The 21,315-nt window shown below is 70.2% G+C and carries 18 protein-coding genes, 2 tRNA genes and 1 pseudogene; 7 read left to right on the top strand and 14 right to left on the bottom strand.

All coding sequences use genetic code 11. The features are described from left to right. Nucleotides 1-468: phosphotransferase (locus P1P75_RS16435; protein WP_319255872.1), on the bottom strand; the 468-nt coding region annotated here is incomplete at its 3' end. A gap of 516 nt (nt 469-984) precedes the next feature. Here P1P75_RS16435 and pdhA point away from each other — a divergent pair. The 3 genes from pdhA to P1P75_RS16420 are packed head-to-tail and all read left to right on the top strand — an operon-like array spanning nt 985 to nt 4,724. Next, nucleotides 985-2,244 (top strand): pyruvate dehydrogenase (acetyl-transferring) E1 component subunit alpha, encoded by a 1,260-nt coding sequence (pdhA, locus tag P1P75_RS16430; protein WP_319255870.1) that lies wholly within the window; start codon nt 985-987, stop codon nt 2,242-2,244. Nucleotide 2,245: 1 nt separating this feature from the next. Then, entirely contained in the window at nt 2,246-3,223 is a 978-nt protein-coding gene (locus P1P75_RS16425) for an alpha-ketoacid dehydrogenase subunit beta (protein WP_319255868.1), read from the top strand. Nucleotides 3,224-3,233: 10 nt separating this feature from the next. Further along, nucleotides 3,234-4,724 (top strand): dihydrolipoamide acetyltransferase family protein, encoded by a 1,491-nt coding sequence (locus P1P75_RS16420; RefSeq protein ID WP_319255866.1) that lies wholly within the window; start codon nt 3,234-3,236, stop codon nt 4,722-4,724. Nucleotides 4,725-4,842: 118 nt separating this feature from the next. Here P1P75_RS16420 and P1P75_RS16415 read toward each other — a convergent pair whose 3' ends face one another. The 5 genes from P1P75_RS16415 to P1P75_RS16395 form a co-directional block, all read right to left on the bottom strand. Further along, nucleotides 4,843-7,158, bottom strand: coding sequence for a hypothetical protein (locus tag P1P75_RS16415; protein WP_319255864.1), 2,316 nt, complete (start codon nt 7,156-7,158; stop codon nt 4,843-4,845). Between the two features lie 3 nt (nt 7,159-7,161). Then, nucleotides 7,162-7,233, bottom strand: a tRNA-Tyr gene (locus tag P1P75_RS16410). Nucleotides 7,234-7,238: 5 nt separating this feature from the next. Continuing rightward, nucleotides 7,239-7,311, bottom strand: a tRNA-Trp gene (locus tag P1P75_RS16405). A 147-nt stretch (nt 7,312-7,458) separates the two neighbouring features. Further along, complete coding sequence (locus P1P75_RS16400) at nt 7,459-8,754, bottom strand: MFS transporter (protein ID WP_319255862.1); 1,296 nt, start codon at nt 8,752-8,754, stop codon at nt 7,459-7,461. Continuing rightward, the gene (locus P1P75_RS16395; protein ID WP_319255860.1) at nt 8,751-9,419 is read right to left on the bottom strand and encodes a GntR family transcriptional regulator; all 669 of its coding nucleotides are present in this window, start codon (nt 9,417-9,419) and stop codon (nt 8,751-8,753) included. Before P1P75_RS16395 ends, P1P75_RS16400 begins: the two co-directional genes overlap by 4 nt. 309 nt (nt 9,420-9,728) lie before the next feature. On the opposite strand from P1P75_RS16395, the gene P1P75_RS16390 reads away from it, so the two are divergent. Next, nucleotides 9,729-10,580, top strand: a complete 852-nt coding sequence (locus P1P75_RS16390) for a serine hydrolase (RefSeq protein ID WP_319255876.1) — start codon at nt 9,729-9,731, stop codon at nt 10,578-10,580. A 73-nt stretch (nt 10,581-10,653) separates the two neighbouring features. Here the strand turns inward: P1P75_RS16390 and P1P75_RS16385 are convergent, their stop codons facing one another. Beyond that, nucleotides 10,654-11,478 (bottom strand): maleylpyruvate isomerase family mycothiol-dependent enzyme, encoded by an 825-nt coding sequence (locus P1P75_RS16385; protein ID WP_319255859.1) that lies wholly within the window; start codon nt 11,476-11,478, stop codon nt 10,654-10,656. Nucleotides 11,479-11,693: 215 nt separating this feature from the next. Between P1P75_RS16385 and P1P75_RS16380 the strand changes: the two genes are divergently transcribed. Beyond that, a complete protein-coding gene (locus P1P75_RS16380) occupies nt 11,694-12,491 on the top strand; it encodes a carbon-nitrogen family hydrolase (protein WP_319255857.1) in 798 nt (265 codons plus the stop codon). A gap of 68 nt (nt 12,492-12,559) precedes the next feature. On the opposite strand, the gene P1P75_RS16375 is transcribed toward P1P75_RS16380, so the two are convergent. The 6 genes and pseudogenes from P1P75_RS16375 to P1P75_RS16350 form a co-directional block, all read right to left on the bottom strand. After that, a complete protein-coding gene (locus tag P1P75_RS16375) occupies nt 12,560-13,054 on the bottom strand; it encodes an LURP-one-related family protein (protein ID WP_319255855.1) in 495 nt (164 codons plus the stop codon). Then, nucleotides 13,051-13,948: pseudogene (locus P1P75_RS16370) on the bottom strand (helix-turn-helix domain-containing protein). The gene P1P75_RS16375 and the pseudogene P1P75_RS16370 overlap by 4 nt, the downstream one beginning before the upstream one ends. Nucleotides 13,949-14,127: 179 nt before the next feature. Continuing rightward, complete coding sequence (locus P1P75_RS16365; RefSeq protein WP_319255853.1) at nt 14,128-14,385, bottom strand: DUF6458 family protein; 258 nt, start codon at nt 14,383-14,385, stop codon at nt 14,128-14,130. A gap of 102 nt (nt 14,386-14,487) precedes the next feature. Then, nucleotides 14,488-15,786, bottom strand: coding sequence for a M18 family aminopeptidase (locus tag P1P75_RS16360; protein WP_319255851.1), 1,299 nt, complete (start codon nt 15,784-15,786; stop codon nt 14,488-14,490). 200 nt (nt 15,787-15,986) lie between these two features. Then, nucleotides 15,987-17,828, bottom strand: a complete 1,842-nt coding sequence (locus tag P1P75_RS16355) for an acyl-CoA dehydrogenase (RefSeq protein WP_319255849.1) — start codon at nt 17,826-17,828, stop codon at nt 15,987-15,989. A 132-nt stretch (nt 17,829-17,960) separates the two neighbouring features. After that, nucleotides 17,961-18,800, bottom strand: coding sequence for an intradiol ring-cleavage dioxygenase (locus tag P1P75_RS16350; RefSeq protein ID WP_319255847.1), 840 nt, complete (start codon nt 18,798-18,800; stop codon nt 17,961-17,963). Nucleotides 18,801-18,977: 177 nt separating this feature from the next. On the opposite strand from P1P75_RS16350, the gene P1P75_RS16345 reads away from it, so the two are divergent. Both P1P75_RS16345 and P1P75_RS16340 read left to right on the top strand, forming a co-directional pair. Continuing rightward, entirely contained in the window at nt 18,978-19,442 is a 465-nt protein-coding gene (locus tag P1P75_RS16345; RefSeq protein ID WP_319255845.1) for an SseB family protein, read from the top strand. Between the two features lie 297 nt (nt 19,443-19,739). After that, nucleotides 19,740-20,717: a pirin family protein gene (locus tag P1P75_RS16340; RefSeq protein WP_319255844.1), complete on the top strand. Its 978-nt coding sequence runs from the start codon at nt 19,740-19,742 to the stop codon at nt 20,715-20,717. Here the strand turns inward: P1P75_RS16340 and P1P75_RS16335 are convergent. Beyond that, a complete protein-coding gene (locus P1P75_RS16335; protein WP_319255842.1) occupies nt 20,608-21,162 on the bottom strand; it encodes a Bro-N domain-containing protein in 555 nt (184 codons plus the stop codon). The two genes, P1P75_RS16340 and P1P75_RS16335, sit on opposite strands and share 110 nt — an antisense overlap. Nucleotides 21,163-21,315: the final 153 nt, after the last annotated feature.

The raw sequence follows: 21,315 nt of genomic DNA, 5'->3' as shown, positions 1-21,315 counted from the left end.
CTCGGCGGGGGTGGCGCGCGCCCGCGCGTGGGCGGGCATCACGCGCTCCAGGCTCGCGTGGACCACCCCCAGCAGCGCCCCCAGGCGGCCGCACGCGCCGGCAGTCAGCTGGGCCCCGTGACGGTGCCTGCCGTCGACCCACGGGTGCAGCGCGTAGGCGTGGCCGCCGACGACGGCGACCGTGCGTCCGTCGCGGCCGGGCAGTGGGGGCGCCACCGGGACCCCCAGGTCGGCGAGGCGTTGCGTGGCCCGGTGCTGGCGGACGATGGAGACCGGGTCGGCGGTGTCGGGGTCGAAGTGGTGCTTGAGGAAGTAGCGGCCACGAGTCGTGCGCAGCCGGTAGCCGCGGTTCAGCAGCCCCTGGTCGACGGGCTCGCAGGCGAGCGCGGACCCGGCGGCGTAGCGCCGGAGCAGGGCGCCCAAAGGGGGCGCGTGATTGATGAGGGGTGGTACACAGGAGCGCGGCACGCGCCGATGGTAGGGCACGCGGCGAGGCTGTGAACTGGGCATTGTCACAGAACGTCACCGAATGTCATAAGTGGTCTCGGGTGGTCGGCTTGGGGTGCGCCTAGGCTGCGAAGTGGTCCGGGGGGCGTCGTGCGCCCTGCGGACGGTCAGGTGCGGCGGGCTCGGAGGCACTCCCGGGCGGGAACTCTTCCCGTGGCGCGGGTACGCGGGATAACGTGCCCCTGCTCCGGCCTCCTGCAAGGCTGTGACCTGGCCGCTTCCCGACTTTGCCGATTTACTTGGAAATCCAAGCAAAAACGCAGGTCAGGTGGTGTTTCACAGAAATGTGGCGCACTGGGTAACGTGAGGCTTGCAGGGCGCTCGCCGGGGCACCTGTCACGCCTGTTCCGGCCGAGGGCACCCACCCCGTGCACGGGTTTTCGGAACAGGTGAGCCGCTCCCCCAGGCTCTGAAACGAGTCGGGGGGACCCCCAGCCACCCGGCAACCCCGGGGGCCGGACCGACGGAGGAGCACACGTGACCGTGGAGAGCACTGCCGCGCGCAAGCCGCGACGCAGCGCCGGAGGCAAGGCCGGCGCCACCGGCACCGGCACCGAGACGGCGGCCGAGGCCACCGGCACGGAGACCAAGGCCACCGGCGCCAAGCGCGCCCCCCGCACCCCCCGCGCCGCCGCCGGGAAGGGCACCGCCGAGCCCCAGCTCGTGCAGCTGCTGACGCCCGAGGGCAAGCGCGTGAAGAACGCCGAGTACGACCCGTACGTCGCCGATGTCACGCCCGACGAGCTGCGCGGTCTCTACCGCGACATGGTGCTCACCCGCCGTTTCGACGCCGAGGCCACCTCCCTCCAGCGCCAGGGCGAGCTGGGCCTGTGGGCCTCGCTGCTCGGCCAGGAGGCCGCCCAGATCGGTTCCGGCCGGGCCCTGCGCGACGACGACTACGTCTTCCCGACCTACCGCGAGCACGGCGTGGCCTGGTGCCGCGGTGTCGACCCGGCGAACCTGCTGGGCATGTTCCGCGGGGTGAACAACGGGGGCTGGGACCCCAACAGCAACAACTTCCACCTCTACACGATCGTCATCGGCTCCCAGACGCTGCACGCGACGGGCTACGCCATGGGCGTGGCCAAGGACGGCGCGGACTCGGCGGTCATCGCCTACTTCGGCGACGGCGCCTCCAGCCAGGGCGACGTGGCCGAGTCGTTCACCTTCTCCGCGGTCTACAACGCGCCGGTGGTGTTCTTCTGCCAGAACAACCAGTGGGCGATCTCCGAGCCGACCGAGAAGCAGACCCGTGTGCCGCTCTACCAGCGCGCCCAGGGCTACGGCTTCCCGGGCGTCCGCGTCGACGGCAACGACGTCCTCGGCTGCCTCGCGGTCACCAAGTGGGCGCTGGAGCGGGCCCGCAGGGGCGAGGGGCCGACCCTCGTCGAGGCGTACACGTACCGCATGGGTGCCCACACGACCTCCGACGACCCGACCCGCTACCGCCACGACGACGAGCGGGCGGCCTGGGAGGCGAAGGACCCGATCCTGCGCCTGCGCCGGTTCCTGGAGGCGTCAAACCACACGGACGAGGGATTCTTCGCGGAACTCGAGGCCGAGAGCGAGGCGTTGGGAAGGCGAGTGCGCGAAGCGGTCCGTTCCATGCCGGACCCGGACCATTTCGCCATCTTCGAGAACGTGTACGCGGACGGGCATGCGCTCGTCGACGAGGAGCGAGCCCAGTTCGCCGCCTACCAGGCGTCGTTCGCGGACGCTCCCGAGGGGGGTAACTGAGATGGCGGAGAAGATGGCCCTCGCCAAGGCGATCAACGAGTCGCTGCGCAAGGCCCTGGAGTCGGATCCCAAGGTCCTCGTCATGGGCGAGGACGTGGGCAAGCTGGGCGGCGTGTTCCGGGTGACGGACGGCCTCCAGAAGGACTTCGGCGAGTCACGCGTCATCGACACCCCGCTCGCGGAGTCGGGCATCGTGGGCACGGCCATCGGCCTGGCCCTGCGCGGTTACCGCCCGGTGGTGGAGATCCAGTTCGACGGCTTCGTCTTCCCGGCCTACGACCAGATCGTCACCCAGCTCGCGAAGATGCACGCGCGTGCGCTCGGCAAGATCAAGATGCCGGTCGTCATCCGCATCCCCTACGGCGGTGGCATCGGTGCCGTGGAGCACCACTCGGAGTCCCCCGAGTCGCTCTTCGCGCACGTGGCGGGCCTGAAGGTGGTCTCCCCGTCGAACGCGGGCGACGCCTACTGGATGATGCAGCAGGCCATCCAGAGCGACGACCCGGTGATCTTCTTCGAGCCGAAGCGGCGCTACTGGGACAAGGGCGAGGTCGACCCGGAGGCGATCCCCGGCCCCTTGCACAAGGCCCGGGTCGTCCGCGAGGGCACCGACCTGACCCTCGTCGCCTACGGTCCGATGGTGAAGCTCTGCCAGGAGGCCGCCGCCGCGGCCGCCGAGGAGGGCAAGAACCTGGAGATCCTCGACCTGCGGTCGGTCTCCCCGCTCGACTTCGACTCCATCCAGGCGTCCGTGGAGAAGACCCGCCGTCTGGTCGTCGTCCACGAGGCGCCGGTGTTCTTCGGTTCGGGAGCGGAGATCGCCGCCCGGATCACGGAGCGCTGCTTCTACCACCTGGAGGCCCCGGTGCTCCGGGTCGGCGGCTACCACGCCCCGTACCCGCCGGCCCGTCTGGAAGACGAGTACCTGCCGGGCCTGGACCGGGTACTCGACACCGTCGACCGCGCCCTGGCGTACTGAGGAGAGGGTCGTGACGACGATGACGGAAGCGTCCGTACGCGAGTTCAAGATGCCCGACGTGGGCGAGGGACTCACCGAGGCCGAGATCCTCAAGTGGTATGTCCAGCCGGGTGACACGGTGACCGACGGCCAGGTGGTGTGCGAGGTCGAGACGGCCAAGGCCGCCGTCGAACTGCCCATCCCCTACGACGGTGTGGTGCGCGAGCTGCGGTTCCCCGAGGGCACCACGGTCGACGTGGGCATGTCGATCATCGCGGTGGACGTGTCGGGCGGGTCGGCCCCGGCCGCCGCCCCCGAGCCCGCACCCGCTGTGGAGGAGGAGCCCGAGGAGCCGAAGGCGCAGGGGTCCGGCCGCCAGCCGGTTCTCGTCGGCTACGGCGTGGCCACCTCCTCGACCAAGCGCCGCCCGCGCAAGTCCGCCGAGATCCCGGCCCAGGAGTCCGCGCCGGTCTCCGCGGCCGTACAGGCGGAGCTGAACGGACACGGGACGGTCCCCGAGGCGGCCCCCGCCCCGTCGGCCCCTGTCTCCGCCCCGGCCACGGCCGCCGACCGGCCGCGTCCGCTGGCCAAGCCGCCGGTACGCAAACTGGCCAAGGACCTGGGCGTGGACCTCGCCTCGGTGGTCCCCTCCGGCCCGGACGGCATCATCACGCGCGAGGATGTCCACGCGGCGGCGGCCGCCCCGGCGCAGGCTCCGGCCCCGCCGACGGCACCGCAGCCCACGCCGGCGGCGACCGCGCCGGTCAGCACCGCGCCGGTCACGAGCGCGGCTTTGGCCCCGGCGGCCTCGTACGACTCGGGCCGTGAGACGCGTATCCCGGTCAAGGGGGTGCGCAAGGCGACGGCGCAGGCGATGGTGGGTTCGGCGTTCACGGCGCCGCATGTCACCGAGTTCGTGACGGTCGACGTCACGCGCACGATGAAGCTCGTCGAGGAGCTGAAGGGCGACAAGGACATGCAGGGGCTGCGGGTCAATCCGCTCCTGCTGATCGCCAAGGCCCTGCTGGTCGCCATCAAGCGCAACCCGGACGTCAACGCGTCCTGGGACGAGGCCAACCAGGAGATCGTGCGCAAGCATTACGTCAACCTGGGCATCGCGGCAGCGACCCCGCGCGGGCTGATCGTGCCGAACCTCAAGGACGCCCACGACAAGACGCTGCCCCAGCTGGCCGAGGCACTCGGCGAACTGGTGGCGACGGCGCGCGAGGGCAAGACGTCCCCGGCGGCCATGCAGGGCGGCACGGTCACCATCACCAACGTCGGCGTCTTCGGTGTCGACACCGGCACGCCGATCCTCAACCCCGGCGAGTCCGCGATCCTCGCGGTCGGCGCGATCAAGCTCCAGCCGTGGGTCCACAAGGGCAAGGTGAAGCCCCGTCAGGTGACCACCCTGGCACTGAGCTTCGACCACCGCCTGGTCGACGGCGAACTGGGCTCCAAGGTGCTCGCCGACGTGGCGGCCGTCCTGGAGCAGCCGAAGAGATTGATCACCTGGGGCTGATTTGCCACCCCGTCCGGGGAGGCCGCGTACCCGGTGACAGGTACGCGGCCTCACCCGAAGACGGAGATGGAGGCGAAGGCCGAGGCCGGGACGGAGGCTGGGTGAGGGCGGGACACTCTCACCGCCCCCCGGCGCTCCCCGGCTCGCGCATCCAGTGCCACTCGGTGCTCCACCCCAGCAGCCGTCGGCCCGCTCCCGTGTCCGCCGAGCCGCCCTCCGCGACCTGGCGCAGACCCGTGAGCGCCGGGGCCAGGCGGCCCGTGACATGACCGGGCTGGCGCCCGGCCTCCTCCGTCACCCAGCTCAGGGTGCGGGCCTGCTCCTCCCCGGTGCAGAGGGACAGGTGGAACAGCATCTGGCGCCAGGCGTAGGCGGCGTCCTTGATCGTGGTCAGGGGGCGCGGGTTGCCGTGGACCCGCGCGGTCAGCCGGCACACCGTGTCGAAACTGCGCCGCGCCAGGTCCTCCCAACCGGTGGCCGGGGCGATGCCGACCCGGTGGACCAGCGTGGCGAGATTGTGCGTGGTGAGGATCTGCGCCTGCTCGATCACCGTGCCGTTCACGGCCGTGGAGCCGAAGTACCGGAGGCCGGGCGAGGAGCCCGCGGCCCGCTTCGCGCACAGTTCCGCGAACCCGGGGGAGGTGCGCGGCCGGTTCCGCCCTGTCTGGGCCTCGGCGGCCTCGATGATCGCCATCGTGCGGATCGCGCGGTAGTCGATGGCGTAGTAGCGCTCGTACAGCGAACCTCCGCCCAGGAGTTCCGCCGCGACGCGGGCGGCGGCGAGGAACTTCGGGGTGAACGTGCCCATGAAGATGTCCGCGGCCAGCTCCTCCACCAGGGGAGCGCCCAGCTCCGCCTCGCGGGCCAGCACGGACAGTTCACGGACCAGCGGGTTGGGCAGGACGGTCGCCGGGAACGCCTGCACGGCCAGCTCGCCCAGCTGCCGCAGGGCGCGCGCGGGCTCCTCGCCCGCCTCGGCGGCGGAGCGCTGCCCGGCCACCGCCTTCACCCAGGGCAACTCCTCCGCCCGCACCTGTCGTTCGAGGTTGAGCAGCAGCAGCGAACGGCGGTTGCGGAAGGCGCGGTAGCCGGCGGCGGCCAGCGTCCGCAGGGCCTCGTCCGGGTAGGCCTGTGCGGTGGTCACGGCGACGAGCTGCGGGACCAGCTCGGCCAGCACCTCCGCGGACGGCACGAGACCGCGCTCCACGAGCGTGCCGACGGGCGCGCTCAGTGCGACCTCGACGGGCCGCCGCAGGGCGGCCGGGACGGCGGCCCCCGCGGGCAGCCCCGTGTCCCGGGCCTCGTCCTCGCTCACCGGAACCAGGAGCGGCGCGACCTCCGCGACCCCCACCTCCTGCGGCAGCCCGGCCAGCCGGCGCAGCACCAGCTGGGCGAGCGCGTGGTGCGAGGGCAGCGCCGCCTGGACGGCCTGCTCCCGGCGCAGCGCCGTCAGCCGCGCGGAGCCGGGCAGCCCGCGCCGCCGCACCATGGAGGTGACGGCGTGCCGCAGCAGCCCGGACCGGCGCGCGTCCAGCTCCCGCCCGCCGACGGTCTCCTCCAGTGCGCCGCGCAGGATCGCCAGGTTCTGCTTGGGCTGGAGGTGCTTGGTGCAGTACGTGTGCCGGCTCGCCAGGTCGGCGTAGCGGCGCAGCAGTGCGGCGCCACGCTCGCGCCAGTCGGGGCCGGGGGTGCGGGCCAGGACGAGCCCGTCCGCGTCGCCCGTCTCCAGCCAGAGCGCGAGCAGTTCGTCCCCGAACGGCTGCCAGACGGTCAGCGCCTCGCGCTGCGTCTCCACGGCCCGGCTGGGCGTGCGCCGCACGAGCGTGTCGACGGCGTCGCCGACGGTACGGCGGTGCACGGCGCCGGGGTCGGGTGCCGGGAGGCCGGACGGCCGCGGTGCGAACCGCAGGCGGTCGGCGAACGGGGCGAGTTCCTCGACGAGTTCGAGGGCCGCGTCCGTCTCCCCGGCCCGCGCCAGCCACGCCACGGTGAGCAGGGCGGCCTCCTCGGGCACGGTCACCTCGTACCGTCCGGTGTCGAGCAGGTCGTGGAGCAGGCCGAGGCCTTCCTCCGACAGCCAGTACGCGAACAGGTCCCGCCGGTTCTCCGGGACGCCCGCCCGGCGGGCGGCCTCGGTCTCGTGGGCGAGCAGGGGTCCGCCGGCGGCCGGCTGCCCGGTGGCGAAGCCGCCGCGCAGGACCTCGGGCGTGACCCAGGCGGGCAGGCCCGCGACGGGCGTGCGGGAACCGATCGTCAGCAGTCCGCCGGTCATGCCCGACAGGACGTCACGCCAGCGCCGGCCGCGGTCCTGCGCTCGGCGTCGGGTCTCGGGGTCCTGGTGGGTGCGGGCGGTGGTGAGCGCCTTGGCCAGTTGGCCGGACGCGTAGCCCGGGTTCGCCTCTACGAGGTGCTGCTGGTCAGCGTCGTGGTTCATAAGCCGGCGTGACGGGTTCCGCCCCCGTGCCCTCCGGGTGTACAGCCCGGTGCTCTCCTGCTGAGCTACACGCCGATGCGCCGACGTGGCGGGTTCCGCCCCCGCGTCCTCCGGGTTTGGAGCCCGGTGCTCTGGCTACTGAGCTACACGTCGTTGGCGATGACGCTAGATCGTGAACGGGCGGGCGACAACAGAGTTTCCCCGTCAGGTCTCCCGCCAGTTTCCCGCCAGCTTCCCGCCAGGTCTCCCAGCGGTTTCCCCACCGGGTCCGTCGGCAGGGCGGCGAGCACTATGCGAGCACTACGCGGGCACGTGCACCGACGACACCCGGCTCGCGACCAGCCGCTCCTTCTCCCGGCGGGCCACGCGCGAGCGCAACCGCAGGATCTGGCTGACCCCGAGTGCCTGGAGCACGAACACCGAGGAGAAGGCGATCCGGTAGTCGTCGTCGGTCGCGTCCAGCAGGACGCCGACCGCGAAGAGGGTCGTCATGGAGGCGACGAACCCGCCCATGTTGGTGATGCCGGACGCGGTGCCCTGCCGCTCGGGCGGATTCGCCGGCCTTGCGAAGTCGAAGCCGAGCATCGACGCCGGTCCGCAGGCGCCCAGCACGGCGCACAGTGTGATGAGCAGCCACATCGGCGCGTGGTCGCCGGGGTAGGCCAGTGTGGTCGCCCACAGCAGCGCGGTCGCCCCGACGGTGCCGAGCGCCAGCGGAAGCCGCGCCTCGTGGTGCCGGGCGACGACCTGGCCGTAGACGAGTCCGACGGCCATGTTGGACAGGACGACCAGGGTCAGCAGTTCGCCGGCGGTGGCGCGGGTGAGGCCCTGCGCCTCGACGAGGAACGGCATGCCCCACAGCAGCAGGAACACCATCGCCGGGAACTGCGTGGTGAAGTGCACCCACAGCCCCAGCCGCGTGCCCGGCTCCCGCCAGGACGCGGTGATCTGCCGCCGTACGTAGGTGGCGCCCTGGTGCGGGAACGGCTCGGGCTCGTGGCCCTCGGGGTGGTCCTTCAGGAACAGCAGGAGCAGGACGAGGACGACGACCCCGGCGAGCGCGCTGCCCGCGAACGCCGACGTCCATCCGATGCCGTGCAGCAGCCGGGCCAGGAGCAGGGTGGAGACGAGGTTGCCCGCCATGCCGGCCAGGCCGGCGAGCTGCGCCACGAGGGGTCCGCGCCGGGCGGGGAACCAGCGGCTGCCGAGCCGCAGCACGCTGATGAACGTCATCGCGTCCCCGCAGCCGAGCAGCGCGCGTGAGGCGAGGGCGGTGCCGTACGTGGGGGAGAAGGCGAAGCCGAGTTGTCCGGCCGTGAACAGGACGACGCCGATGGCCAGCACCTTCTTGGTGCCGAGCCGGTCGACGAGCAGGCCCACGGGTATCTGCATGCCGGCGTAGACCAGCAGCTGGAGGATCGAGAAGGTCGACAGGGCCGAGGCGTTCACATGGAAGCGGTCGGCGGCGTCCAGGCCGGCCACGCCCAGCGACGTACGGAAGATGACGGCGACGAAGTACACGGAGACGCCGATCCCCCATACGGCTGCCGCGCGCCGCCCGCCGGGAGGGTCACCCGGGCGGGTGATGTTGCTCATCGGACCTCACCTCGCGCGAGGTGCGAGAACCAGCCGACGTGCCGGTGGACGATCCCCACGGCCGCCTCCGCGTCACCGGAGCGCAGGGCCTGGAGTATCTCCTCGTGTTCGGCGAGGGTCTTGGCGATCCGGTCGGGGTGGGAGTGCATCACGGCGACACCCATCCGCAGCTGACGGTCGCGCAGTTGGTCGTAGAGCCGGGACAGGATGTCGTTGCCGCCGCTGCGGACGATCTCGGCGTGGAAACAGCGGTCGGTGACGGCGGCGCCGGCCAGGTCACCGGCGGCGGCCTGCGCCTTCTGCTGCTCCAGGAGTTCTTCGAGCCGCCGGATCAGCCCGGCGGGCGCGGGCACGGCCTTGCGTGCCGCGTGCTCCTCGACCAGCAGGCGGGTCTCCACGACGTCCTTGATCTCCTGCGCGGATACCGGCAGGACCAGGGCGCCCTTCTTCGGATAGAGCTTGATCAGCCCTTCGGCCTCCAACCGCAGCAGCGCTTCACGCACCGGCGTGCGGGAGACTCCGACGGCCTCGGCCAGCTCGCCCTCGGTGAGGAGGACCCCGCCTTCGTAACGACGGTCCAGGACGCCCTGCTTGACGTGGGCGTAGACGCGGTCGGCCGCGGGGGGCTGCTTGACGGGGGCGGGCGCGGCAGAGGCGGGAGGCATGCGAACAGGATAGATACAACACGTACTCAAGGGGAGGCGGGTCCAGTATGTGGTCGGCCGGACCGTGACACTTGTACGACCGGAGGCCGCCGGAGGGCTGGAGGGCCGGAGGGCTGGAACGGGTGGAGCCGAAAATCCGTCGCAGCGGGCGCACAACCATCTGTGCTACTTACGTGTCACACACATGCGGCCCCTTCTGTCTTGCCCTTTCAACTCGGCCGCATCGTAGGGACATTCGACGCAATCGGGGTATTTCAGTTGATAACCGCCACCAAGGGCCTCCGTGTACGCAGAGCCGCCGCCGTCGCCGTGACGGCCGGCGCGATGCTCTCCACGGCAGTGGTTTTCGCGGCACCGGCACAGGCTGTCGCGGTGCCCACGATCACCGCCAAGGGCGCGTTCCTGATGAACAGCGCGACCGGCGCGACGCTGTACGGCAAGTCCGCCGACTACAAGAGGCTCACCGCCTCCACCACGAAGGTCATGACCGCGAAGGTCGTGCTCTCGCAGCCGAACCTCAACCTTGACACCAAGGTCACGGTGAGGTCGGAGGTCAGCAACTACATGGTCCGGGAGGGTTACCCCTCGTCGGCCAGGCTGATCGTCGGCGACAAGGTGACCGTCCGTCAGCTGCTCTACGGGATGATGCTGCCGTCCGGCTGTGACGCGGCGATGGTCCTCGCCGACAAGTTCGGCACCGGCACGACCGTCGCGGCCCGCACCAAGAACTTCATCGCCAAGATGAACACCACGGCCAAGAGCCTGGGCATGACGAACACGCACTTCGACTCGTTCGACGGCCTCAGCAACGGCTCCAACTACTCGACGCCGCGCGACCTGACGAAGCTCGGCCGCAACGTGATGAAGAGCTCCACGTTCAAGGCCGTCGTGAAGACCAAGGCCTACACGGCGAGGACGATCACGAAGACCGGCGCCACGCGCACGATGGCGACGTGGACCAACACCAACACCCTGCTCGGCTGGAACGGCACGCTCGGCATCAAGACCGGCTCCGGCACCCAGGCCAAGTACTGCCTCATCTTCGCCGCCACGCGCAACGGCGAGTCGGTGGTGGGCACCGTCCTCACGGCTCCCGACGCGGCGAACCGCACGGCCGACGTGAAGAAGCTCATCAACTACGGCTACGCCAAGATCAGCTGACGCCGGTACAGCCACGCGACGGGCCCGCCGTGATCATCACGGCGGGCCCGTTCCGTCGCGACCGCCGCCGGCGCTACTTGGTCACCGCGAAGTTCCGCAGGACCGCAGCCGTCAGTGCCGGTTCACCCTCCGCCTTCACACGGTCCGCCACCGCCTCCGGGGTCACCCGGCCGCAGGCCAGGCGGACGTACGTCTCCCAGTCGAGGGCGAAGGCGGCGGCGGGACCGAGCGCGGGGGCCGTCTCCAGGGTGCCGCGGCCCTGGATGTCGACGCGGATCGTGCGCAGGAACTCGATGGGCCCGTGGACGTCGAAGACGATCGCGGAGCTGCGCGGTGCGTCGGCCTTCTCGGCGACGACGGCAGGCAGCGCGTCGAGCAGCACGTCACGGGCGATGTGCGCGCCGGGGGAGTCGAGGTTGCCGGGGCGGCCGAGGGCGGTCCGGAGGTCCTGTTCGTGCACCCACACGGCGAAGGCGTGGTTGCGCATCGACTGCTCCAGGGTCAGCTCGGTGCCGAGGTGGCCGCGGACCATGGTGTCCGGCTGACGGGTCTCGTTCCGCAGCTGGCGGTTGCGCCGGATGATCGAGAGTTCCAGTTCGGAGGTCATCTCCGGCGCCGTGTGGTGGCGGCGGACGTCGACCTGCATCTCCATGTAGCGCTGGAAGTCGTTGGTGACGTGGAAGAGGTCGCGCGGCAGGGTGTGGATCGGGCGCGGATCGCCGTACATCTCGCTGTCCAGGCCGATGACATGCGAGACGAGGTCGCGGACCGACCATCCGGGGCACGGGGTCCGCCTGTTCCACTCACCCTCGACAAGCGGCTGCACCAGCTCGGATATCGCTTCGATGGAGTGGGTCCAGGCGTCGGCGTAGGACTGGAGGGTGGGATGCAGACTCACGGAACGGGACCCCTCGGCGGTCGGTACTCGGGCGGTGGTGGCGGGTTTGCCAGCGGGAGGTGGCTCTCGGCGGTGTCTTGGAACTCCCCCAGTCCTCGCCTGCGCTCGAGGCTGGGGGGACCCCCAAGCTACGCTGCTGTGAGGCACCCCGGCAGTGCTTTCGTGTGACGATCGTAGGCCCGTGTGAACGGCTCGAATGCCAGGACGGTGGTAGTGTGCGCGCCTCTCTGATCCAGATCGCCGTAGATGAGGGCGAATCGGTTGAATCGCGGCGGGAGCGGGTCGCGTCCCTCGTACGCGATCAAGCCGGTGCCGCCGACCTGGTCGTCCTGCCCGAACTGTGGACGACCGGGGCCTTCGCCTACGAGGAGTTCGCAGCCGAGGCCGAGCCGCTGGACGGCCCGACGCACGAGGCGATGGCCAAGGCCGCGAGCGACGCGGGCGTGTGGCTGCACGCCGGCTCGATTCCCGAGCGCGACCCCGACGGGACCCTCTACAACACCTCGCTCGTCTTCTCCCCCTCCGGTGAGCGGGCCGGCGCCTACCGCAAGATCCACCGCTTCGGCTTCGACAAGGGCGAGGCGGTGCTGATGGGCGCGGGCCGTGATCTGGTGACGGTACGGCTGCCCGAAACAACCCTGGGTGTGGCCACCTGCTACGACCTCCGCTTCCCCGAACTCTTCCGCGGTCTCGTCGACGCCGGCGCCGAGACCCTGGTCGTCCCCGCGGGCTGGCCGGAGCGCCGCCGGGCACACTGGACGCTGCTGGCTCAGGCGCGGGCGGTCGAGAACCAGGCGTTCGTGCTCGCATGTGGAACGGCCGGGACGCACGCCGGAGTTCCGCAGGCCGGTCACTCGATCGTGGTCGATCCGTGGGGCGAGGTGCTGGCCGAGGCCGGGCCGGGCGAGGAGATCCTCACCGTGGAGTTCGACCCGGCGAAGGTGGCGACGACGAGGGAGCAGTTCCCGGCCCTGAAGGACCGGGTCCTGGGACTGGCGCCGCCCCGCCGCTGAGGCCTGTGGCCTTCCTGGTCTCCTCAGCCCTCCCCAGTCCCCCAGTGTCCCCAGTCCCCCCAGCCCTCTCAGTCCTCCCGTTCCTTCTCCGCCAGGTGGATCACGCACACCGCGACCGCGATCAGCAGCGCCGGATCGGCATCGTCCCGCACGACGTCGACGCCGTACGTCTCCCGCACGCTCAGCCGGCGCCGGGAGATGACGGCCAGCAGCTCGCCGTCGTAGTCGACGGCGAACTCCCGGTCGAGGATCTTGCCGCTGACGTCCAGGACGGTGCGGCCGTCCGCGAGGGAGACGCGGTAGTGGTTGCGCAGCAGGGACAGCCGCTTGCGGCGGATGGTGGCCAGGGGCTCGCCGTCCCGCTCGATCACCATCGTGTCGCGCAGCGCGAACATCTTCTGGCGAATGTCGATCAGAACCCGCCCACGGGTGTCCTTCAGCTCGAAGGTGTCCCGCAGCCGGATCGCCTTGCCGTCGACGAGGAAGACCTTGTTGCCGTGGTCGTCCTCGATCCAGTAGTCGTCACCGAAGCCGAGGATGCGATCGCGCACGAGGAATCTCATGTCCTCACCGCTTCCCCGGCGGGCGGTCCGAAACGCCGCCGATAGGCCGATGGGCTGAGCCCGCTCTCGCGCCGCACGCGCGCGCGGAGGTTCGCGGCCGTCCCCAGCCCGGCGCGGGCGGCGACCACGTCGAGCCGCTCCTCACCGCGTTCGATCAGCCGGCACGCCAGCGCCACCCTCTCCCCTGTCAGCCAAGCCAGCGGGGTCGTCCCGAGCTGTGCGCGGAAGCGCCGGTGCAGCGTGGCGGGGGAGAGGGCCGCCCGCGCCGCCAGGTCGGCCACGGTCGGCGGCTCCCCCCAGCCGCTCCTGCGCCCAGGCGAGCAGCGGACCGAGCGACTCGTGGGGCACGTCCGGCACCGGCCGCTCCACGAACTGCCGCTGCCCGCCGTCCCGGTGCGCGGCGAACACCAGTCGCCGGGAAACGTGGTTGGCGGCCTCGGCACCGTGGTCGCGGCGCCAGAGGTGCAGGCCGAGGTCCAGCGCGGCCGCGCTGCCTGCCGCCGTCAGCAGGTCGCCCTCGTCGACGAACAGCACGTCCGGTTCCAGCAGCACCTTCGGGTGCAGCTCCCGGAAGGTGTCCGCCCACCACCAGTGCGCGGTGGCCCGCCGCCCGTCCAGCGGTCCGGCCTCGGCGAGCGCGAAGCTGCCGGTGCAGAAGCCGAGGACGCGGGCCCCACGCGCGTGAGTGCGGCGGATCGCGTCGAGTACGGCGGCCCCGCGCGGGACGACGTTGTCCGGAGGGCGGTGCGGGTGGGCGAGAGGGTGGTGGCGGGGGTGTCGCTCGGTCATCCGCCGCTTCTCGGCGCTCGATGTGGACATCTCCCCCGAGAGCCCGAACACCAAGAAGAACGCCAAGGCGTGGGAGCAGCGCAACGTCGACCACGACGGCGCCACCTACCGCTGGGAATGGCACGGCAAACGCCTGTGGGACCGCGACCGGGTGCACTTCTCCCTGCCGATCCCGACGTACGACCATCGGGTGCTCGTCGGCATCTTCGTGGAGCATCTGCCGACTGAGCCGGGCCCGCCCGTGTGCCGGGCGGCCCGGTCGGCTCGCTGCCGTCCTGACGGACCTACACCCCGTACCCGTCGCCGTATCCCTGGCGGTGGTGGCGGTGGTCGTGGCGGTCCGTCTCCACGACGGTCGATGCCGGGGGGACCATCACGCGGCGGCGTCGGGCGATGCTGCTGAAGGTCGTCACGCCGATCAGGCCGACGATCATCAGGATGACGCCGACCATGTCGAGGTTGACGCCCTGCATCTGCCAGTCGGTCGCGAAGGTGAGGATGGCTCCCACGGCGATGAGGATGATGCACCCGCCGAGGCCCATGACTGTCGCCTCCCTGCTCGGTGTACCGGTCGTTCCGGTCACCGAAACCGGGTACCCCGGCGGGCAACTCCCATGCGGGAGAACATCTTTAGCGGCCCGTCGCTAACCCTCCAGGAACGCCACCAGCGCGTTGGCCAGCAGATACGGGTCGTCCGCGCCGCTCAACTCCCGTGCGCTGTGCATCGACAGGATGGCCACGCCGATGTCGACGGTGCGGATGCCGTGCCGGGCCGCGGTGATCGGGCCGATGGTGGTGCCGCACGGCATGGAGTTGTTGGAGACGAAGGACTGGAAGGGCACGCCGGCCTTCTCGCAGGCGGCGGCGAAGACGGCCCGGCCCGAACCGTCCGTGGCGTACCGGTTGTTGACGTTGACCTTGAGGATCGGGCCGCCGTTGACGCGCGGGTGGTGCGTCGGGTCGTGCCGCTCCGCGTAGTTGGGGTGGACCGCGTGCCCGGTGTCCGAGGACAGACAGACGGTGCCCGCGAAGGCCCTCGCCCGGTCCTCGTACGACCCTCCGCGCGCGAAGACCGAGCGCTCCAGGACCGTGCCGAGCAGCGGTCCGTCCGCACCGGTGTCCGACTGGGAGCCGTTCTCCTCGTGGTCGAAGGCGGCGAGCACCGGGATGTACGGCAGGGTCGCGCCGTTCGTCGCGACGGCCGCCAGGGCCGCCGTACCGGCGTGCACGGAGAGCAGGTTGTCCATGCGCGGGCCGGCCAGCAGTTCCTCGTCGCGGCCCAGGTAGGCGGGGGGCTCGATGGAGTGCACCATCAGGTCCCAGCCGGTCACCTCGCCCGCGGACAGCCCGGACTCCTCCTCCAGGAAGGCGATCAGGTCGCCGTCGCGGACATCGCCGCCGAGGCCCCAGATGGGCTGGATGTGCCGCTGCTTGTCCAGCTTGAGGCCGTCGGTGTTGACGGCCCGGTCGAGGTGGATGGCGAGTTGCGGCACCCGCAGCAGCGGCCGGCCGATGTCGATGAGGCGGGTCGAGCCGTCGCGCAGGGTGAGGCGGCCGGAGAGGCCGAGGTCGCGGTCGAGCCAGGAGTTGAGCAGCGGACCGCCGTAGATCTCCACGGCGACCTGGCGCCAGCCGTGCGCACCGGTGTCGGGGAGCGGCTTGACGCGGAGGTTGGGCGAGTCGGTGTGTGCGCCGATGATCCGGAAGGGGGTGTGCGGCGCGGTGCCCTCGGGGACGTACCAGGCCACGATCGCGCCACCGCGCAGCACGTACTTCCCGCCGCTCGTCCCGTCCCAGGCGTCCGTCTCGGCGACCTGTCGGAACCCTGCCTTCTCCAGCCGCTCGGCGGCGGTCGCCACGGCGTGGTACGGCGAGGGGCTCGCCGTCAGGAAGGACATGAGGTCGTCGGTGTGGCCGCGGTCGAAGCGGGAGGGTGCGCTCATGGGGTTCACCTTAACGACGTACGAACGCCCGCTCCCGGTGATCAGGGAGCGGGCGTTCGTGTGGACGGTGTGGAGGTCGGTGCAAGCGTGCCGAAGCGGACGCCGGCCGCTGCGGGCCGGTCGCTCACCGGGTCCGGAAGGCCCCGATGGGCGCGATGACCGAGATGCCGCTGCGTCAGTTGGAACGCGGTCTCGTCCTTCTAGAACGCGGCCTCGTCCAGCTCCATCAGGTCCAGCTCGACGCCGGTCGCGATCTTGCGGGCCAGTGTGACGCCCGGCAGGACGTTGGCCGCGAAGAACTTCGCCGCCGCGATCTTGCCGGTGTAGAAGGACACGTCTTTAACAGACACAGCCTTCGGGGAGGCCGTCTCCAGCTTCTCGGCGGCGATCGCGGCGCCCTTGAGCAGCAGGTAGCCGACGATGACGTCACCGGAGGCCATCAGCAGGCGGGTGGTGTTGAGGCCCACCTTGTAGATGTTCTTGACGTCCTGCTCGGTGGCCGCGAGGTCGGTCAGCATCAGGCCGACGATGGCCTCCAGCTCGACGGCGGCCTTGGCCAGGTGCTCGCGGGCGCCCGCCAGGGCCTCACCGCCGGTGCCGAGTTCGAGGAACTTCTTGATGTCCTCGGCGAGGGAGTTCAGCGCGGCGCCCTGGTTGCGGACGATCTTTCGGAAGAAGAAGTCCTGGCCCTGGATCGCGGTGGTGCCCTCGTACAGGGTGTCGATCTTGGCGTCGCGGATGTACTGCTCGATCGGGTACTCCTGGAGGAACCCGGAGCCGCCGAAGGTCTGGAGCGACTGCGCGAGTTGCTCGTAGCCCTTCTCGGAGCCGTAGCCCTTCACGATCGGCAGGAGCAGGTCGTTCAGCGCGTGCTCGGTCGTGGAGTCCTCGCCGTTGGCCTCCTTGACGGCGATCGCGTCCTGGATCGAGGCGGTGTGGAGGACGAGGGCGCGCATGCCCTCCGCGTACGCCTTCTGCGTGATCAGCGCGCGGCGCACGTCGGGGTGGTGGGTGATGGTGACCTTGGGCGCGGACTTGTCGCCGAAGGCCGCGAGGTCGGAGCCCTGGACGCGCTCCTTGGCGTACTCCAGCGCGTTGAGGTAGCCGGTCGAGAGGGTGGAGATGGCCTTCGTGCCGACCATCATCCGCGCGAACTCGATGATCCGGAACATCTGACGGATGCCGTCGTGCTTGTCACCGATCAGCCAGCCCTTGGCGGGGTGCTGGTCGCCGAAGGTCATCTCGCAGGTGTTGGAGGCCTTCAGGCCCATCTTGTGCTCGACGTTGGTGGCGTAGACGCCGTTGCGCTCGCCCAGCTCGCCGGTCTCGAAGTCGAAGAGGTACTTGGGCACGAGGAAGAGGGAGAGACCCTTGGTGCCCGGACCCGCGCCCTCCGGACGCGCCAGGACGTAGTGGAGGATGTTGTCCGACATGTCGTGCTCACCGGACGTGATGAAGCGCTTCACGCCCTCGATGTGCCAGGAGCCGTCCTCCTGCTGCACGGCCTTGGTGCGGCCGGCGCCCACGTCCGAGCCGGCGTCCGGCTCGGTGAGGACCATGGTGGAGCCCCACTGCTTGTCCACGGCGATCTTCGCGATGTGCTTCTGCGTCTCGTTGCCCTCGTCGAAGAGGATGCCCGCGAAGGCCGGGCCGGAGGAGTACATCCACACGGCCGGGTTGGCGCCGAGGATCAGCTCCGCGTACGACCAGATCAGCGACGGCGGCGCGGTGGTTCCGCCGATCTCCTCGGGCAGGCCGAGACGCCAGTACTCGGAGTCCATGAAGGCCTGGTAGCTCTTCTTGAAGGAGGCGGGGACCGGCGCGGTGTTGGTCTCCGGGTCGAAGACCGGCGGGTTGCGGTCGGCGTCCGTGAAGGACTCCGCCAGCTCGTTCTCCGAGAGGCGGGTCAGCTCCTCGAGGATGCTTTTCGCGGTCTCGGTGTCCATCTCCTCGAAGGGGCCGGTGCCGTACAGCTTGTCGCGCCCCAGTACTTCGAAGAGGTTGAACTCGATGTCGCGGAGATTCGACTTGTAGTGCCCCATGGCGACTGCGCTCCGTAGAGAGAGATCGGCGAGGCACTTGATCCTCGCGCTAGTTCACGTACCAACAAGTAGCTCCGATGATGCTACCCGTCAGTAATAAGACGCAACCCCGCCCCGGTCATCTGTGACGGTTCACACCGCGATCGTGAGCGTGGCGGTGTATCCCTCGTCCACACCGCCCTTCACCGTCGCCAGCTGCTGGTCGTACCCGTCGCTGAAGATGTTGTCCGTTTCGATGGAGAGCTGACCGAGGTTGGACACACTCCGGCTGTAGCCGTCCGTCGCGTACACCGTGTCGCAGACGTCCTTGGGGAGGGCGAGCTGCGACGTGTTGGTGATGGAGGTGGCCGCCGTGGCGTCGTCCAGGCTTGCGTAGACCTCGAAGTGGATGTGCGGCCAGCGACCGCTGTAACAGGCCGGGAAGATGCTCGTGAAGGTGACCCGGCCCATGTCGTCGGTCTCCTGGACGCCGCGCAGATAGTTCTCCTCGGTGACCCCCTCGGAGTACAGGGAGTAGTTCCCTTCCCGGTCGCAGTGCCACAGATAGACGGCGGCACCCTTCTTCGGAGTGCCGCAGCCCGAGGCCGCGTCCACGACCGTCAACGTGATGGTCAGGGGTACGCCCTCGGCGGTGCCGCCCGCCGAGTCGCCGAAACTCTTCGTGATGTCGGCGCGGACGACGCCGCTCTCCTTGAGGACGTTCACACCGTTCGAGCCGTCGCCGGGGTAGGGGCCGGCGGTCTCGTTCGGGATGGTCGCGCACTCGGCGTCGCCGGTGCCTGCGCTGGAGGGGCTTCCCGTGGAGGAGGAGGCTGATGCGGTGCTGTCACCGTCATCGCCGGAACAGCCGACCAGCGGCACCAGACTCGCCCCGGCGAGCAGGCGGATCATCCGGCGGCGGGCGAGAACGGGCAGGTCGTAGGAGAGTCCTCGGTCGTGCTCGTGGATCTCGTCGTCGTGGTGTCCGCTCATGGCCGTCTCCCGAGGCTCGTGGTGTTCGTGCCTTGCCGCTCCGTGGCACGTTCTTCGACATGGTGGACGCTATGGGCGTCCGCTGTGTGAATCCGGGGACGCGCCTGTGAACCCCCCGTGAGGGCCGGCCACCCCGTACCCCCTCGCCCGCCCGGCCCTCTCGGTACGCTTGCGCCCATGTACGGCTACGACCAGAGCGCGGGTACGCAGGCGCAGTACACCGCGCCGCAGCAGCAGATGCCGGGCGGGTACGGCCAGCAGCCGCCGCTGTATCCCGAGCCGTCCCCGCCGTCCCTGGCGGACGCGGTGCGGGCCTTCACGACCGGACAGATGGCCGCCGAGGACTTCCAGCAGGTCTTCGCGACGTCCAAGGTCTACTGCCCGCGCGGCGACAACCCCGGATTCCTCGCCCTGCACAACACCCAGCAGCCGGTGATCCCGATGTTCACCACGCTGAAGGAGCTGCGCCGGTACGCGGGCAAGGAGTCCAAGTACTTCGTCATCACCGGCGCCGAGGTGCTCGACCTGCTCCCCACCGGTTACGGCTTCGTCCTCGACATGGAGGGCGAGCACCGGATGGTCTTCGACGCGAAAGCAGTGGAACAGATGGTCGACTTCGCGATGCGTCGGATGTACGGCTAGGGCGGGCCCTGGCCTCCGGGCGCCCTCGGCATGCGGTTGGCCTGTTCGGCCTGTTCGGCCTGTTCGGGCTACGTCGACGGCTCGCCCGGTGGCTCTGTGGACGGACTCGATGACGTGCAAGGCGGGGAATCGGCCGCCGATCCGGCGTTACTTCGACGAACGCATTTCAGTAACTGAGAGTGATCGCTCAGGTGGAGCGGGCCCGGAGGAATGTCCTCCGGGCCCCTGTTGTTCTGGGTGGCAGAAAGTTCAACGCTCAACTAAAGTGGAACGCACGTCGCCCAAGGAGGTACGGACATGCCCGCAGTGACCGTCGAGAACCCGCTGACCCTGCCCCGAGTGGCCGCGCAGGCCGACGCCGTGGCACGTCCCGTGCTCACCGTGACCACCGCGCCCAGCGGCTTCGAGGGCGAGGGCTTCCCGGTGCGCCGGGCCTTCGCGGGGATCAACTACCGCCACCTCGACCCGTTCATCATGATGGACCAGATGGGCGAGGTGGAGTACCAGCCTGGGGAGCCGAAAGGGACCCCTTGGCACCCTCACCGCGGCTTCGAGACCGTCACCTACATCATCGACGGGATCTTCGACCACCAGGACAGCCAGGGCGGCGGCGGCACCATCACCAACGGCGACACCCAGTGGATGACGGCCGGTTCCGGTCTCCTCCACATCGAGGCGCCGCCGGAGCAGCTCGTCATGTCCGGCGGTCTCTTCCACGGCCTCCAGCTGTGGGTCAACCTCCCGGCCAAGGACAAGATGATGGCCCCGCGCTACCAGGACATCCGCGGCGGCAGCGTCCAGCTGCTCACCTCCCCCGACGGCGGCGCGCTCCTGCGTGTCATCGCCGGCGAGCTGGACGAGCACGCGGGCCCCGGTATCACCCACACCCCGATCACGATGGTCCACGCGACCCTCGCGCCGGGGGCGGAGATCACCCTGCCGTGGCGCGAGGACTTCAACGGACTCGCGTACGTCATGGCGGGCAAGGGCTCGGTCGGCGCCGAGCGCCGCCCGGTCCACCTCGGTCAGACCGCCGTCTTCGGAGCGGGCTCCTCCCTGACCGTCCGCGCGGACGAGCGGCAGGACTCCCACACCCCGGACATGGAGGTCGTCCTCCTCGGTGGACAGCCCATCCGTGAACCCATGGCCCACTACGGCCCGTTCGTCATGAACACCCGTGACGAACTCCAGCAGGCGTTCGACGACTTCCAGAAGGGGCGCCTGGGCACGATTCCGGCGGTCCACGGGATGTCCGAGGGTGGCCCGCGGGGCTGAAACTCCGGCTAACGTAAGAGAGGGCCCGAAGCCGCAACGTGTTTTTGCGACTTCGGGCCCTTTCGATGACTTCGGAGACCCATACTTTGAAGGGTTGGGATTCGGGTTTGGTGCAGCCGTTCACCAACCTGATCAGCCCTGGGAGATTCACCAGATTCATGTCTCGTCGCCACTCCCGACCTGCGGGAATGCCGAGAGTGTGCTTCAGGAGCACACTCTCGACACTTGCGAAGTTGGCCATGTCGGCGATGTTCCGCAGAGCGGAACCCACATGTGAGTAGCCCAGGTTCCTGCACACATCGACGGCCGGGAACCAGTGTGTGCCGTCCGGCGTGGTCAGCCTTCGCACCCGCGCACCTGTCGCCGCGAACACGAAGTCGTTGATGTCGATCGCGTCCCGCTGTGTCGTCGCCTCGTCGGGCGGCGTGTTGTTCTGCTCGTACATCGAGCATCACCTCCACCTCGGACGCTAGGCATATGCCTGGGGAGTTCAGGTGGTTGGTGAATATGTTCATCCGCACGGTGAGAGGCGGAGGTATCGATTCTGCTGAGGGGTGTGCCGATGACGGGGCGTCACCCGGCCGGTCGTCCGCGCAGG

This window comes from Streptomyces sp. ID05-39B (assembly GCF_033794725.1).
GTDB lineage: Bacteria > Actinomycetota > Actinomycetes > Streptomycetales > Streptomycetaceae > Streptomyces > Streptomyces bobili.
This window is presented reverse-complemented; position numbering and strand designations above follow the sequence as displayed.

Excerpts from the sequence above, each read along its gene's own strand:
- P1P75_RS16425 (WP_319255868.1), top strand. The coding sequence starts at position 2,246 with ATGGCGGAGAAGATGGCCCTCGCCAAGGCGATCAACGAGTCGCTGCGC.
- P1P75_RS16415 (WP_319255864.1), bottom strand. The coding sequence starts at position 7,158 with ATGAACCACGACGCTGACCAGCAGCACCTCGTAGAGGCGAACCCGGGC.
- P1P75_RS16400 (WP_319255862.1), bottom strand. The coding sequence starts at position 8,754 with ATGAGCAACATCACCCGCCCGGGTGACCCTCCCGGCGGGCGGCGCGCG.
- P1P75_RS16395 (WP_319255860.1), bottom strand. The coding sequence starts at position 9,419 with ATGCCTCCCGCCTCTGCCGCGCCCGCCCCCGTCAAGCAGCCCCCCGCG.
- P1P75_RS16375 (WP_319255855.1), bottom strand. The coding sequence starts at position 13,054 with ATGAGATTCCTCGTGCGCGATCGCATCCTCGGCTTCGGTGACGACTAC.
- P1P75_RS16365 (WP_319255853.1), bottom strand. The coding sequence starts at position 14,385 with ATGGGCCTCGGCGGGTGCATCATCCTCATCGCCGTGGGAGCCATCCTC.
- P1P75_RS16360 (WP_319255851.1), bottom strand. The coding sequence starts at position 15,786 with ATGAGCGCACCCTCCCGCTTCGACCGCGGCCACACCGACGACCTCATG.
- P1P75_RS16355 (WP_319255849.1), bottom strand. The coding sequence starts at position 17,828 with ATGGGGCACTACAAGTCGAATCTCCGCGACATCGAGTTCAACCTCTTC.
- P1P75_RS16350 (WP_319255847.1), bottom strand. The coding sequence starts at position 18,800 with ATGAGCGGACACCACGACGACGAGATCCACGAGCACGACCGAGGACTC.
- P1P75_RS16345 (WP_319255845.1), top strand. The coding sequence starts at position 18,978 with ATGTACGGCTACGACCAGAGCGCGGGTACGCAGGCGCAGTACACCGCG.
- P1P75_RS16340 (WP_319255844.1), top strand. The coding sequence starts at position 19,740 with ATGCCCGCAGTGACCGTCGAGAACCCGCTGACCCTGCCCCGAGTGGCC.
- P1P75_RS16335 (WP_319255842.1), bottom strand. The coding sequence starts at position 21,162 with ATGTACGAGCAGAACAACACGCCGCCCGACGAGGCGACGACACAGCGG.